This is a genomic window from Maribacter litoralis (assembly GCF_003075045.1).
GTDB classification, from domain to species: Bacteria; Bacteroidota; Bacteroidia; order Flavobacteriales; family Flavobacteriaceae; genus Maribacter; species Maribacter litoralis.
Genome location: NZ_QCZD01000001.1, coordinates 676,992 through 691,716, shown reverse-complemented (window position 1 = coordinate 691,716; position 14,725 = coordinate 676,992). Strand labels below are relative to the sequence as shown.

General features: G+C 37.8%; 11 protein-coding genes. 5 read left to right on the top strand and 6 right to left on the bottom strand.

Annotated elements, in window-relative coordinates:
- The 6 genes from DCS95_RS03275 to DCS95_RS03250 all read right to left on the bottom strand — a co-directional run bounded on the left by DCS95_RS03275 (nt 1) and on the right by DCS95_RS03250 (nt 7,821).
- Nucleotides 1–537, bottom strand: coding sequence for an RNA polymerase sigma factor (locus tag DCS95_RS03275; protein WP_116769396.1), 537 nt, complete (start codon nt 535–537; stop codon nt 1–3).
- Nucleotides 538–611: 74 nt separating this feature from the next.
- On the bottom strand, nt 612–1,205 hold the full coding sequence (locus DCS95_RS03270) for a superoxide dismutase family protein (RefSeq protein WP_116769395.1): 594 nt from the start codon (nt 1,203–1,205) through the stop codon (nt 612–614).
- A 149-nt stretch (nt 1,206–1,354) separates the two neighbouring features.
- Entirely contained in the window at nt 1,355–1,993 is a 639-nt protein-coding gene (locus tag DCS95_RS03265) for a YceI family protein (RefSeq protein ID WP_116769394.1), read from the bottom strand.
- Between the two features lie 28 nt (nt 1,994–2,021).
- Nucleotides 2,022–2,747, bottom strand: a complete 726-nt coding sequence (locus tag DCS95_RS03260) for a DUF2490 domain-containing protein (protein ID WP_116769393.1) — start codon at nt 2,745–2,747, stop codon at nt 2,022–2,024.
- Nucleotides 2,748–2,765: 18 nt separating this feature from the next.
- On the bottom strand, nt 2,766–6,002 hold the full coding sequence (locus tag DCS95_RS03255) for a VPS10 domain-containing protein (protein ID WP_244178364.1): 3,237 nt from the start codon (nt 6,000–6,002) through the stop codon (nt 2,766–2,768).
- Between the two features lie 1,225 nt (nt 6,003–7,227).
- Complete coding sequence (locus DCS95_RS03250) at nt 7,228–7,821, bottom strand: methyltransferase domain-containing protein (RefSeq protein WP_116769392.1); 594 nt, start codon at nt 7,819–7,821, stop codon at nt 7,228–7,230.
- Between the two features lie 155 nt (nt 7,822–7,976).
- Here DCS95_RS03250 and DCS95_RS03245 point away from each other — a divergent pair, with 155 nt between their 5' ends.
- The 5 genes from DCS95_RS03245 to DCS95_RS03225 all read left to right on the top strand — a co-directional run bounded on the left by DCS95_RS03245 (nt 7,977) and on the right by DCS95_RS03225 (nt 14,651).
- The gene (locus DCS95_RS03245) at nt 7,977–11,207 is read left to right on the top strand and encodes a S41 family peptidase (protein WP_116769391.1); all 3,231 of its coding nucleotides are present in this window, start codon (nt 7,977–7,979) and stop codon (nt 11,205–11,207) included.
- Between the two features lie 79 nt (nt 11,208–11,286).
- Nucleotides 11,287–11,700, top strand: coding sequence for a hypothetical protein (locus tag DCS95_RS03240; protein WP_116769390.1), 414 nt, complete (start codon nt 11,287–11,289; stop codon nt 11,698–11,700).
- A 139-nt stretch (nt 11,701–11,839) separates the two neighbouring features.
- Nucleotides 11,840–12,415 carry a hypothetical protein gene (locus DCS95_RS03235; RefSeq protein WP_164674105.1) on the top strand — a complete coding sequence of 192 codons (576 nt, stop codon included), beginning with the start codon at nt 11,840–11,842 and terminating at the stop codon, nt 12,413–12,415.
- Nucleotides 12,416–12,563: 148 nt separating this feature from the next.
- On the top strand, nt 12,564–13,298 hold the full coding sequence (locus DCS95_RS03230) for a DUF7003 family protein (protein ID WP_116769388.1): 735 nt from the start codon (nt 12,564–12,566) through the stop codon (nt 13,296–13,298).
- Between the two features lie 243 nt (nt 13,299–13,541).
- On the top strand, nt 13,542–14,651 hold the full coding sequence (locus tag DCS95_RS03225; RefSeq protein WP_116769387.1) for an alpha/beta fold hydrolase: 1,110 nt from the start codon (nt 13,542–13,544) through the stop codon (nt 14,649–14,651).
- Nucleotides 14,652–14,725: the final 74 nt, after the last annotated feature.

Genomic DNA, 14,725 nt, shown 5'->3' with positions numbered 1-14,725 from the left:
CTATCTTACGGCCATATTCTCCCTTAATTGGGAAATGCAACTTCTATTTCTTGTTTTTACAGTGCCTAGGGGAATTTCTAATTCTTCTGCAGCATCTTTTTGTGTATATCCTCTAAAGTATAACAGTTCAATGATCTGAACACATTTTTCCTTTAAATTTTTAACGAGTTTTCTCAACCCCTTGGTATCTACAGTAGAATTTTCTTCTTCTTCCCTTTGTTGTAAAATATTTACGAAGTAATCAGCAGAAAGGTTCTTTTTATTATTTTTATACGACCTACTGCGTATTTCATCGATAGCTGCATTTCTTGCTATGTTCAAGATCCATGTAAAGAATCTGCCCTTTGAAGCGTTGTAACTTTCACAGTTATTCCAAATTTTTATAAAAACATCTTGACAAATTTCTTGGGCTAGTGCGTCATCTTTAACTATGGTGTTGATAACCCCGCAGATATTTTCGCTATACATATCGTATAGCTTTTCGAAAGCCATAGTGTCTTTCTTTTTGAACTGATCAACCAAAAGGTCTAATTGCATATTAAATATTTTGTAGCGGTTAAAAATAAAAAAAGCTGTTCGAAGAACAGCTTTTATAAATATTAATATTAACCCTATTGAATAATACCTGCACAACTAACGCGTGTACCGGCTGCACCACTAGGTTGAGAAGTATAATCATCAACACCTTGGTGTACAATCACCCCTTTGCCCAATATGTTTTTATTTTCATCATCACAGCCTATACACCATTCATCCGTTTCAAATTCCACTTTTGCATTACCGTCCGCATCAGCGTTGAAATTACCTATATCACCTTTGTGATACCCTTCACTTGCGCCCCATTTACCATGAGGTTCATTGGTTGGGTTCCAGTGTCCGCCGGCAGAAGAACCATCAGCAGCAGAACAATCTGCGGTTTGGTGAATATGTATGGCATGCTCGCCTTCGCTTAAACCAGATAGCATGGCTACCATTTCTACCTCGTCATCATCTTGGGTGAAGATTACTTCGCCTTTTACATTACTATCACTTTTAGGCTCTAGCATGAATCTAACAACGGTTTCATCATCATCCATTTCATTTTCTGCCTCGTCCATTAATTCTTCAACTTCTTCTTTCGCTTCAGAACCTCCTTTTTTTACCTCTTTGCAACTAAAGACAGCTAGTAGAGCCAATAGTGCTAATTCAAGTTTTAATATTTTCATTTTATTTCTTTTTTAGTGTGAAAGAACAAATTAACTAATAAAATAGCTAATATCAAGAAGTTAGGTGCATAGAGCACTGTTTTTAATCTATTGTGATAAAAAAAGAGGTGCGATAATGCACCTCCTATATTCTAACATCTAGAATGTAATTATTTTTTAGCCAATAGCACTTCTGCTTTTACGGCAACTTCACTCCAAGTTTTGCTAACACCATCTTTACCTGTGTGTAGAATTTCACAAGCTTTATTGATAGAGGCAACAGCATCTAAGGCATTCCAGTTCTCTAATTCCATTACACCATTAAAGGTGATTTTGTTGTCCCCATCCATTTCATAGGAAAGAGGAATATTCTGAGTTTCTCCGTTTAAGGTAACATCCATAGAGCTTTTGTCGCCTTCAACTTTAACTACACCCGAAATTAACTCGGTATCTTTTAATACACCAAAGAAAAACTCTAGGAGTTTAGGGTCTCTGGTTCCTGTAGGGTCGTTGGTAAATAAACTACTAACAGGTATACTGAATTCCGTACCGTTTAATGCTTCTAATGGAGTTGCACCGCTATTGGTATTAGAAAAGTTTATTTCTTGAAACTTGCCTCCAACAGGTAACTTTTCGGTAGTCTTGTAAGCGGTAAAACTTACCTTGGTAGAATCTTGAACAAGGCTATACATTTCAGTTGCTTCGGCTGTAGCTTCAACACTTTTAGAATCCTCACCCTTTTTAGCCTCTTTACAACTTGCGAAAACGATCATTAACGCACTAGCGAAAGTCAATGCTATTTTTTTCATAATAATGTAGTTTGTTTATGGTATAAATTTAGTTCTTCTTTTTAAAAATGCCTCGTAGATCGGTGTTATAAAATACCCCAATTTGCAGGCGGTCGAAGTTAGCCCCTGTAAAGTGATTTTTTAGGTACCCGAACTGCATGCTCAAATCTTCGGTAACATTAACTCCAAGTGCGGCGTAGGCACGGTTTTGACCAAAAGCACTGTCTTGTAGGTTTATGAATATTTCGTCATAAAAATTCAAGAAAAATATATCGGTTAGGGGCAAGGTCATTTGTATTCTATACCGTGCCCTGTGCAATGTGCTGCTTTCACCCGTGTAATTATTTTGAACAAAGCGCTGTTCTAAACGATAGCGATGCTCAAACTTAAATTCCCACACCTTGTTTTTAAGAATGAATTGCTCAAAAATTCGATGTTCGGATATGGAATTGTTTCGCACTAAGTTATTACTGCTAATTTCATCGAACTCCGTAAAAGTGGGGTCGGTATCAATGAAGCCGTAGCCCATAGTAGCGATCGCATCAGGATTTATATGATAGTTCAAACCCGTACGCAGCAAAGTTTGGTTAAAATTAGATGCCATTTCATAGTATCGAAACTGCGCCTCGGTATGTATACTCCATCTATCGGCTATTTTGTTGGTGCCAAAATACATGAACCAACTGCCAAAATCATTTTCTCCCGTTAATTCACTTTGAGCATTTGTACTTAAAATTGATGTTAGTAATACCAGTGCAGTAATAACTTTCTTCATTCCTTGTTTTCTTGATTTTTAATTTAAATTAAATATTTCTGTTTCTTTAAAGGGTGATAAATCTAAGCTTTTCATATTATTTTGATAATCTACCCATTCTTTTGCGAAGAAAGCGTTTGTTTTTTGTAGTGCAGCTTCTAGGTCGTCTTTAGCAAATTGCATCAGTTGTTTTTCTGTAGCTGTCATGCCCGTTTTTCTTGATCCTACGTAGCGTCTTGCAACTTGTATACGCTGCATTACCGTCATTTCTTTACTACGTGTAATACCTTGTCGCTTATCTACCTTTCCTAAATAAATAGCGGTTACTGAATCTATTTGTTTAATGATATCTTTAGAAGCTTTTATCTGCTCCTTGTACTTTTTATCATCTTCTTTTTTAAGGTCCTTTTGAAATTTTTCAGCAGTTTCTTTGCTTTTGGCCAATTGCTGGACGGCATCTGCTGCAGTTTGCATGTAAGATTCCAATACTTTACCATTGGCATAGGCTTCATTGATCGCTACCTGAGAAACTTCTAAGCGTGGGTCTGATTTCACCATAATTGTAGTTTCTTCTTCCAAATCACCATAAAGCATCTTTATCGTGTATGTACCAGGTTTTACATCTAACCCGCCAGACTCCCTCTTTTTAGTCTGTACTTTTCTAGAAGGTCTATCGGCACCTTTTTCGTCCATTCCCCAATAAATTCTATGGAATCCTGCTTTTTCTGGAGTCTTAAATTTTAAAGTGCGTATCAATCGTTCTCCATCGTAAAAATCGAACTGGACGGAGTCTTTCTTTTGAACTCCCGTTAGTTCTACACTATCCTTTTTTTCTTCTATTTTTTCTTCGGATGCGCCTTCCTTTTTACCTTTTGCAAGCTTACCCTTTTTTGCAGCGTTTTTACCTTCTTTTAAATAGTAGGTAATCATAGCTCCGGATTTTCTATTCTCACCTTGGTACAGGGCATCTGCCCCAAAACGACTACCTGTAGGTTGTTGGTATGAAGCCTGATATGCCGTTGGCGGAGTAAATAATTCTATTTCCTTATTTAGGATAGAAGCGTCTGAAGCTAAAGCACGTAACGGACGAATATCATCTAACACCCATGCAGCCCTACCAAATGTGCCGATTACCAAATCGTGCTCCCTTGGGTGAATGGCTAAATCTTTTGTGGATACCGTTGGGAAACCTTCGGTCCATTTTTGCCACTTCTCACCGGCATTGAAAGAAACATATAATCCATCATCGGTACCTAAGAACATTAAATTAGGATTTTCAGGGTCTTCAATAATAGATAAGGTGTAGCTCTCAACATCTGTGGCATCAACAATTCTTGTCCAGCTTTTACCGTAATCTTTAGTGCGGTATGCATACGGAGTGTAATTAAATCTTCTATAATCGTTAGCAATTAAAAGTGCTTCCCCTTTATTACGTGTAGATGCCTTTATTTGTGGAATCCAACTTCCTTTTGGTAAGCCTTTAATATTTGCGGTTACTTCTGTCCATGTTCCGCCACCGTTTTGAGTGTAATGAACTCTGCCATCATCGGTACCTACCCAAAGCATATCTTTTTCAACTTTAGAAGGTTCTATTACCAATATAGTTGTATGATTTTCTGCGCCTGTGGCATCCATAGATAATCCGCCACTTTCGCTTTGCTTTTGCTTTTCAGGATCATTGGTTGTTAAATCTGGAGAGATTACCTTCCAAGTTAACGCCTTATCTGTACTCTTGTGTACAAACTGGCTACCAAAGTATACGGTACTGGTATCAAAAGGATCTTGGCTAATTGCCGAGTTCCAATTAAAACGTAGTTCTGTCGTAGCATCCGGTGGGGTAGGGCGTACAATATAATTGTCACCTGTTACATGATCAAAGCGTTGCACATTACCTTGTTGGCTCATGGTATACCCATATCTGGAATCTACAGGATCGGGAACGACATCAAAACCATCACCAAAACTAATTTCTTGCCAGTAGCTATTGCGAATTCCCTGTGCTTTCCAAACATAGGCAGGACCTCTCCAGCTACCATTATCTTGCATACCACCGTATACATTATAAGGATATTCATTATCAGTTGCTATATGGTAAAATTGCGCAACGGGTAAATTACCCACAAAACGCCATGTTTTTCCACCATCTTTAGAAATATTTAATCCGCCATCATTACCGTCCATCATAAACTGTCCGTTTTCTGGGTGAATCCAAAATGCATGGTGATCAGGGTGTACGCCATTATCGGCACGGTAAGCAGGCATCAATTGCGTAAAGTTTTTACCACCATCTTGAGAAACGTTCACGTATGTAAATACAGAGAAAACCCTATTTTCATTTTCTGGATCTACGTAGATTTCAGAGTAGTAGAAAGGTCTATTTCCAATATCGCTTTTATCATTTACTTTTTTCCATTTGAATCCGCCATCTTCAGATTTGTACAGCGCGTTCTTTTTTGCTTCAACTAAAGCATAAATAACATCGGGCTTTCCAGGGGCAATGGCTACACCAATTCTTCCTAAATCACCTGCAGGCAGACCATCTTCTTCGGTCAGTTTTTTCCAATTCTTACCGCCATCATGGGTCATATATAAACCACTGCCAGAACCACCGGAATTAAAGAACCAAGGTTCACGCTTGTGTTCCCACATGGCAGCGATCAATTTATTTGGGTTGGTAGGATCCATAATAAGATCCGCCACTCCCGTTTTATTATTTACGAAAAGCACTTTTTCCCAAGTCTCGCCACCATCGGTAGTTTTAAACACTCCGCGTTCTGGGTGTTCTCCCCAAGGAGATCCAATAGCACCCACATACACAGTATTCGGATTCATTGGGTCGATTTTTATTCTATGGATATGTCTGGTTTTTTCAAGACCCATAGATTTCCAAGTCTTACCGCCATCAAGAGATTTGTAAACTCCGTAGCCACCATTAAGACTATTTCTAGGATTACCTTCGCCAGTACCGGCCCAAATTACGGACGGGTTACTTTGTTGAATAGCAACTGCACCGATGGAAGCGGTTACTTCTTTATCAAAAATAGGTTCCCATTTTACCCCGCCGGATGTAGATTTCCACAATCCGCCAGAAGCGGTACCCACATACATAATATCGGGATTGTCATTAACGACATCAATGGCAGTTACACGACCGCTCATACCACCAGGACCGATGTTACGGGGTTTAAGGTCTTGAGCTAAGTCCATATTAAATTCTTGTGCAGTAACGAAAACAGATGCGAAAAGCATCAACAGGGAGAGTAATCTTCTTGTCATTTGAGTGGTTTGTTAGTTATGTGCTTAAAAATAGCTGAAAAGAAAAGGAAGTATTCTTAAAAGGATGTTAACAGTGTTTGGTTTTGAAGAATCCGTAATCCTTTAACAGTTTTGTAGTTCAGTGTTCAGTTGGCAGTTTCAGTAGGCAGTTTCAGTAGGCAGTTTCAGTATTCAGTATACTGAAATAACTTTCAGTTCGTCATTGCGAGGAGCTTTGGGCGACGTGGCAATCTGTTGAATTCATGTACCAGTCCCTTCGACTGCGCTCAGGATGACAATTCGTTTACAAGAATGTCAGTTCGAGTGGCTTTTTAGTTGTAGCATAGCGGAAACTACAAAGTTGTATCGAGAACCATTGGAACACATAAAGGTTCTCGATACTAATTTCTCGTACCTCGAAATTCACTCGAACTGACAAAAGTTGTTTGGGTCACAGAGCTTATTTCAGCAGACAGTATCAGTTGGCAGTTTCAGTGTTCAGCTGGCAGTTTCAGTAGGAAGTAAACTGAAACAGTTTTCTGTTCTTCATTGCGAGGCGCTTTGCGCGACGTGGCAATCTGTTGAATTCATGTACCAGTCCTTTCGACTGCGCTCAGGATGACAATTCGTTTACAAGAATGTCAGTTCGAGTGGCTTTTTAGTTGTAGCATAGCGGAAACTGCAAAGTTGTATCGAGAACCATTGGAACACATAAAGGTTCTCGATACTAATTTCTCGTACCTCGAAATTCACTCGAACTGACAAAAGTTGTTTGGGTCACAGAGCTTATTTCAGCAGACAGTATCAGTTGGCAGTATCAGTAGGCAGTAACAGTATTCAGTAAACTGAAACAGTTTTCTGTTCTTCATTGCGAGGAGCTTTTTGCGACGTGGCAATCTGTTGAATTCGTGTACCAGTCCTTTCGACTGCACTCAGGATGACAATTCGTTTACAAGAATGTCAGTTCGAGTGGCTTTTTAGTTGTAGCATAGCGGAAACAACAAAGTTGTATCGAGAACCATAGGAACACATAAAGGTTCTCGATACTAATTTCTCGTACCTCGAAATTCACTCGCACGGACAAAAGTGGTATTGGTCACAGAGCGTATTTCAGTAGACAGTATCAGTTGGCAGTTTCAGTTCTCAGTGTTCAGTTTTCAATACGTCATTGCGAGGTACTAAGCAATCTGTCAATATGGAACACCAATAGTTCTTGACTGCGCTCGAACGAACAACGAACAACCAATCAACGAACCTCAAAAATTCCAAACAACTCCTTCCCCTGTCTTGGTGCTATCGAATTATAACAGGGATCAAAAGTGATCGTTTTAAAATATGGTGATAAGTATTTGAGATACAATTCTTTGTTTCCTCCAAAAGGGCGCTTTTCCATATCGTCGGTAAGTGGAAAATTGAACCAGAGTCCGGCTAATTTTCCTTTTGGTTTTAGTAGACTTGCCATTTGCTTGGCATAGGCATTTCTATTTTCATCAATCGGTACAAAAGAGCAGAAAAAGGTTTGTTCTATAATTAAATCGAACTGTCCGTTGAATTCAAAAAAATCAGATTGATGCATGTTCTCCTCCGGAAAATCGGGGTTTCTTTTTTTAAATTCTTGTAGCGGAATTATAGAGATATCAAGAATGTGGGTATTGACAAATCCTGCTTTCCAAAGGTATTCGGCTTCGTAAGCATTTCCGGCGCCCGGTATTAAAATCTGAATTGATTTATCCGTTATTTGATCGGCATATGCTTTAATTGGGGTAGAAGGGTAACCAATATCCCAACCTGTATTATTATTCTTATACCGTTCTGTCCAATAAAGCTCTTCTTCTTTCAAGGTAAAATAGTATTTGCTGGTACAGTAAATTTAATCCAATTTTAGCCAATTTCTACCATCTATGTAGAATTGAATACCATTGATCATAGATTCATTGCCGTAGATAAATCAAATACTTATCTTTCGTATCTACTAAATACCAACTACTTAAACACATGAAATACTCTTTTTTATCGGTAATGGCAGTATGCCTTACGTATGTATGTTCTGCACAGACACAACCAAAGTGGGCACGTTACCCGGCTATTTCTCCCAACGGCAAAACCATTGCATTCACTTATAAGGGAAACTTATTTACGGTACCTGCAAACGGTGGTGTTGCAAAGCAGTTAACCTATCACTCCGCACATGATTACTCTCCGGTTTGGAGCAAGAACGGTGAGAAAATAGCATTTTCTTCCAACAGGTATGGAAATTTTGATGTGTATGTTATGGATGCCAAGGGCGGACCATCAACAAGGTTGACCTATCATAGTAATGATGAAAAGCCATTTAGCTTTTCGGCAGATGATCAAGAAGTTTTGTTTGGTGCCATGAGGTTAGACGCTGCCGCGCATCGACAATACCCTACGGGATCCCAGCCAGAATTGTATGGTGTTCCTGTAACAGGAGGCAGGGTTGGTCAGGTGCTGACCGTTCCGGCAGAAGATGTACAAGTAAATGCAGACGGTACAAAAATGGTATATCATGATAGAAAAGGCTACGAAGACGCTTTTAGAAAGCATCATACATCTGCCATAACCAGAGATATTTGGCTGTATGATAAATCCACAGGAAAGCACAAGCAGCTAACTACGTTTGGAGGAGAAGACCGTAATCCGGTATTTTCAAAAGATGGCAGTGCCATTTACTATTTAAGCGAGCAAGAAGGCACTTTTAATGTCTTTTCCATGTCCTTGACGGGAGCGCCTGAAATTGCTGCACATACCAGTTTTAAGACACATCCGGTACGCTCATTAAGTATTGGCGACAATACTTTGGCATTTGGTTATGATGGAGAAATTTATACGCTAAAAGCCGGTGACAGTGCTAAGAAGGTAGAAGTAATAGTTAGAACGCAAGAAGACAGCAATCCTATTTCATATAAATCGGTTAATGGTGGTGTTCAAGAAATGGATGTAGCCCTTAACGGCAAAGAAATTGCATTTATAAGTCGTGGCGAAGTATTCGTGACCTCGGTAGATGGTTCTTTGACCAAACGTATTACCAACACCCCAGAACAAGAACGTTTTGTAAAATTTATGCCCGATGGTAAATCGGTAGCCTATTCAAGCGAACGCAATGGCAAGTGGAGTATTTTTAAATCATCAAAAGTACGTTCAGAAGAACCTTATTTCTTTGCATCTACCTTAATAAAAGAAGATACATTGGTGACCTCGAAAAATGATATCTATCTGCCAGAATTTTCTCCGGATAGCACTTATGTGGCATACATGGAAGATCGACGAACGTTGAAGGTCAAGAACCTAAAGACCAAAGAGGTGACTACCATATTGACACCAGATGAAGTTATACATATGCGAGACGGAGACCAGTATTATCAATGGAGTCCAGATAGTAAGTGGCTGTTGGTAGATTGGAGTGTTTCGTTGAATAATACCGAGTTGCTTTTGATTTCTAAAGATGGTAAGCAACGTAAAAATTTGACCCAAAGCGGTTATTATGAGTTTTATCCTAAATGGATAAATGACGGTAGCCAGATTATGTATTTAACCAATCGTGACGGACTTAAAAGTTATGCAACCAGTGGCTCTTTTGAAACCGATGTGTATACCATGTTCTTGACCCAAGAATCGTGGGACAAGTTTAATAAAACAAAAGAAGAATTTGACCTGTTGAAAATGATAGAAGAGTCTTCAAAAGAAGACAAGGAAGAAGATGATACCGACGATAAAAAGAAGAAGAACAAAAAGAAGAAAGGACCAGAAGTAACATCTGTCACCTTCGATTTAGAAGATGTAGATCGCAGAAAAGCCCGCTTAACCATACACTCTTCTAAGCTATCTGATGCCGTACTTTCAAAGGATGGAGAAAAATTATATTACTTGGCAAAGTTTGAAAAAAACTATAATCTTTGGGAAACGGAAATACGTACCAAGAGCACAAAAATGCTGATTCCTTTAGGTGCAAAATCTGCAAGTCTGCAGTGGGATGCCCAACAAGAAAACCTATTTCTATTGGCAGACGGTAAAATTTCTAAAATAGATATTGGCGGTAGTAAAACCAAACCTGTTAAGCTAAATGCCGAAATGGTATTAGATGCCGATGCTGAACGCAGGTATATGTTCGATCACATATGGCTAAAGACCAATGGTATTTTTTATACGGCTACCTTTCATGGTATAGATTGGGATGCTATGCGTACCGAATATGAAAAATACTTACCACATATTGGCAATGACTATGAATTCTCAGAAATGATTTCAGAAATGTTGGGCGAGCTGAATGTGAGTCACGCCGGAGGTCGATACTCCGATAATATCGAAAATGGCGACCAGACAGCGTCATTGGGCATTTTCATGGATTATAAGCATACAGGTGATGGAATAAAGATTACCGAAGTCATTAAAGGCGGACCGTTGGATAAGGCTGGCTTTGATGTTGAGCCGGGCATGATCATTAAAAAAATCAACGGTGTAACTATTGAAAATACAGTAGATGCAGCCTTTTATTTAAACCGCATTGCCGGAGATTTTACCTTGCTTGATATTATGGATGAAAAAGGCAAGAAAAAACAACTAACCGTAAAACCAATTTCACTTAGGGAAGAAGGTCGCCTATTGTATGACCGTTGGGTGAAGAACAACGAAAAAGAAGTGTTGGCAAAAAGTAACGGTACCTTGGGTTATGTGCACATACCAGGCATGAGCGACGGACCATACCGTACCATTTATGAAGAAATGCTGGGTAAGTTCAATGATAAAAAAGCGGTCATTATTGATACCCGCTTTAATGGTGGCGGAGATCTAGTGGCCGATTTGGCAATGTTCTTTACCGGAATTCCATTTCTATCTTATGAAACCGAAGATAGGGTAGTAGGTGGCGAACCAACCTCTCGTTGGACAAAGCCGACCTTGGCGATGTTCAACGAATCTATGTATAGCGATGGTTCTTGTTTTGCAAGTGGCTATGTAGATTTAAAGATAGGTAAGACCGTGGGAATGCCCGTACCGGGTACCTGTAGCTTTGCTGGTTGGGAGCGTTTGCCCAATGGTGGCGTATGGGGTGTTGTACCTGTAAGTGCTAAAAATAAGGCGGGCGAGTGGATGGAAAATAACGAAACCGACCCGGAAATCATTGTGAAAAACCAACCTGATGTCATCGCAAACGGTATTGATCAGCAGTTGGAGAAATCTATTGAGGTGTTGATGAAAGAGGTGGAGTAGCCTTAGAATTTAGTAAATAAGAGACGATTACTATTGTACATATACAATAGTTGTAAGTAATTTAAGAAAAACGTAATCAATGAAACTTTTTAGTTGGAAAAAGAAACCTGAACCACCAAAAACTGATATGAATATCAATGTGTTTTTTAAGGCGTTCATATTGGATACTTTAAAAGAACTACCGACTGAAAAAAGTGATTTGATTGGAAATATGAATCTTGACAATGTTTTTTCGACTGACTTTAATGACTGGAAAAAAACAATAAAAAAAGTGCTGAATTTATCAGACACAATTGAAATTGCTATTAAGGACTTATGGTTACGGAATTCTGAAATCGCAAAAAATGACGGAACTGAATTAAATGCTGACCAATTTGCTGATTTATTCATTGAGAACTATTACTTGGAAAATAGTAAAGTGGATATTTGGGAAAGTGAATCCAATTTGAATAACGCAAAAAAACGAATAGCTGAATCAAATCTTGCGGAATAAAAAAACTACTTACAACAATGTATAACCGCAATTACGGCGGATTCGACTACGTCCGAATCCACTCGGAATTGCTAAAGCCTGTGTCAAACCGAAAAATTAACGCATATTAACCCGTAACTGACGGTTATACGAGACCGTTGTGAACAATTTGAAAAAAGTGAATCATAAAACAGTATTTGATAAAGATTTTAAAATATTAGATAGCGACAATGAATTTGACTATCAAACGGAATTAACCAAAAAGCTTGATTCTGATAGCTCTGATTTCGACCAAAATAAACTGAACGAAATCGTTTTGTGGAAAGTTAATCGCTATGCGGAATTTAATGACAAACTGATTTATGAATTGAATTCTTTAAACCCGAATGATAGACAAATTGACTTGGAAAAAACCAAGAGAATTCTAAAAATGTTACTTAAAACCAAAGGTGTTCAATTGGCAATGGCTTCAACGATTTTAAGGTTCAGAAATCCGAAAATTTACCAAATAATTGACCAACGTGTTTACAGAATAATTTACGACGGACAGGAGTTAAATTTGAGTAGTTACCTGAGTGACAAAAATATTGACAACCAAATTGAATTGTATCTAAAGTATTTAACGGACTTAAAACAGGTTTGTTCAGATTTTAAAATTGATTTCACAAAAGCGGACAGAATATTGTTTATGGCTGACAGACGTGTGAATAAAAAACATAAGTTGCGGAATTATTAAAAAACTGCTCACAACAATGGCTATAATTCATTGTGGTTTTGTGCCACACCAAAATAAAAGTATTAATCAAACAGCTGGATTTCGGCGGAATAATCCTCCGGATGATTCCACAACGAAATCATAGCCGAGAACGTTACCATACATACGAATGAACATTTTCGGATTTAAGAAAAAACAGGAATATTCATCAAAGGATATTTTAAAGCAACTGGACAAGTGTGCGGAGGATTTTACGTTTCCAATGTTGGATAATGGATATGTTTATCCTGTTCATTCTAAATTGAGTGCTTATCGAGACGAAAAACGATGGGCTTTGATAATCGAAGTAATCGGATTTAATTATCGTGGTGGAGGACATAACGGAATTTCGAATTGTTTGCACATTTTTGGAAATTGTATTAAAACAAAACCTGGAACTGATAACGATAATTTCTTGTACCTGACTGACGATAGTTCTGAACACTCAACTTTTGATGAAGAATACTTGGAAAGTTTAAATCCAGAAACTAAAACAATGATTTTACGAGATAACGAAATTATTGTCAATCACAATCGTGAATTCTACTTAAAAAAAGGAATTGAACTTGAAGAGGACAACAAAATTTTCGTTTGGGAATTTTTAAGAGGATTAGAACCTGAATACAATGAGCAATTCGAGGCAACTGAAAAAGAAATTCGAGAACGGATTCCAGCGGACTTGCCAAAGATTATAGAATCAACGGAATGGAATCATCCTGACTGTGCTGATTCCGAAATTCCGAGTAAAAATCAAACTTTTAAGCAAATCGCCAAGGTTCTTGAAACTGGACAAGCGGAATTTTACAAGCCGTCTGAAAAGCCAAATAATCATTGGAAAAATTGGCCTGATGGGGGAACGTTGTAAAAAAGTACGTATGGTAACAACGTGTATAAAACATAGCTAATGTAGGCTTTCCGAAAGGTTTGTGTGTGTATTTGTGAAGACCGCCAAATTTTTAAATTTAGCTTTTAAACTAGAAAAGATAAAAACAAAACATATAAATTCGGCTTGTGTATAATCCGAAAAGTTAGTGTCTTTTTACACGCTACGTTCCATACACAAGACCGCTGGTAGCAATAAGAAAACCGTAAAACTAATTGAGAACATATGAAAATAATAAAGAAAATAGGAAAGTGGTTTTTGGTTTTATTGGGAGCACTAATTGCATTTATTTTAGTGGTATTGCTAATCATCCAAATCAATAGTTCTGGAGAAGAAGAACCTTTTTTAGACGAAAATGATAATGTACTACCAAATAGTATTGCCATGCACGAGGACATGACGATAAACGGAGTGCCACAACGAATTACGATTAGAGGAAAAGACAAGAATAATCCCGTACTACTAATAGTTCACGGAGGGCCGGGTGCACCAATTTTACCGGTGATTTACAAACTCACGGGGGTTGATTTGGAAGATATATTTACGGTCTGTTATTGGGATCAAAGAGGGTCTGGATTAGCTTATAATGATAGTATACCTGATTCTTCCATTACCTTAAACCAAATAGTGGATGATGGTTTGCAACTATCAGAACATTTAAAAAAGACTTTTAAAAAGGATAAGATTTACATTGAAGGTTTATCGTGGGGAACTGCTGTAGCTGCTTATATGGTTCAAAAAAAGCCTGAATTATATCACGCCTATATTGGTAGTGGTCTTATGGCGAATCTATCGCTTTCAGAAGAATTGTCTTATGAATTTGCACTATCGGAATCACAAAAGCACAATGATACCATTTCAGTTAATCTATTAAAACAAATTGGAAAACCACCTTATATTGAAAACTCAAAAAATTCAGTAACTGAAGCCTTTGAAATAGAACGACAAATTGTTATGAAGTATGCACCGATAAAATTAGAAACCGATTTTAAGTTTATTAAAAGTATGTTTTTAGATAATGGATTAACGTTTAGCGAAAAATTTACGGATATGATCAATAGTCCAGAATCTTACTATCCTGCAGCCAAGATTTTACAACCTACTGCATTCAATATGAATTTAATGCGTGATATCCCAGAATTTAAAGTACCTGTTTATATATTACAAGGAGACAATGACCATTTTACCGAAACGTCTGTAGCAAAGATGTATTTTGATTCCATTATTGCACCTTCTAAAAAATGGTTCTTATTTGAAAATGGAACACACGGAGTACAAGTTGAATATCCAGAAAAATATCGTTCAATTTATATTAATGAAATACTGAAAAAATAATTATTCGCTCGTGTATAATCCGAAACGAAAGCATCTTTTAACAAGCTCTAATTAAAATATGGAGACCGTTGTAC

Bases quoted from the DNA above. Each gene is read 5' to 3' on its own strand.
- DCS95_RS03275 (WP_116769396.1), bottom strand. From the start codon at position 537: ATGCAATTAGACCTTTTGGTTGATCAGTTCAAAAAGAAAGACACTATG.
- DCS95_RS03270 (WP_116769395.1), bottom strand. From the start codon at position 1,205: ATGAAAATATTAAAACTTGAATTAGCACTATTGGCTCTACTAGCTGTC.
- DCS95_RS03265 (WP_116769394.1), bottom strand. From the start codon at position 1,993: ATGAAAAAAATAGCATTGACTTTCGCTAGTGCGTTAATGATCGTTTTC.
- DCS95_RS03260 (WP_116769393.1), bottom strand. From the start codon at position 2,747: ATGAAGAAAGTTATTACTGCACTGGTATTACTAACATCAATTTTAAGT.
- DCS95_RS03255 (WP_244178364.1), bottom strand. From the start codon at position 6,002: ATGACAAGAAGATTACTCTCCCTGTTGATGCTTTTCGCATCTGTTTTC.
- DCS95_RS03245 (WP_116769391.1), top strand. From the start codon at position 7,977: ATGAAATACTCTTTTTTATCGGTAATGGCAGTATGCCTTACGTATGTA.
- DCS95_RS03240 (WP_116769390.1), top strand. From the start codon at position 11,287: ATGAAACTTTTTAGTTGGAAAAAGAAACCTGAACCACCAAAAACTGAT.
- DCS95_RS03230 (WP_116769388.1), top strand. From the start codon at position 12,564: ATGAACATTTTCGGATTTAAGAAAAAACAGGAATATTCATCAAAGGAT.
- DCS95_RS03225 (WP_116769387.1), top strand. From the start codon at position 13,542: ATGAAAATAATAAAGAAAATAGGAAAGTGGTTTTTGGTTTTATTGGGA.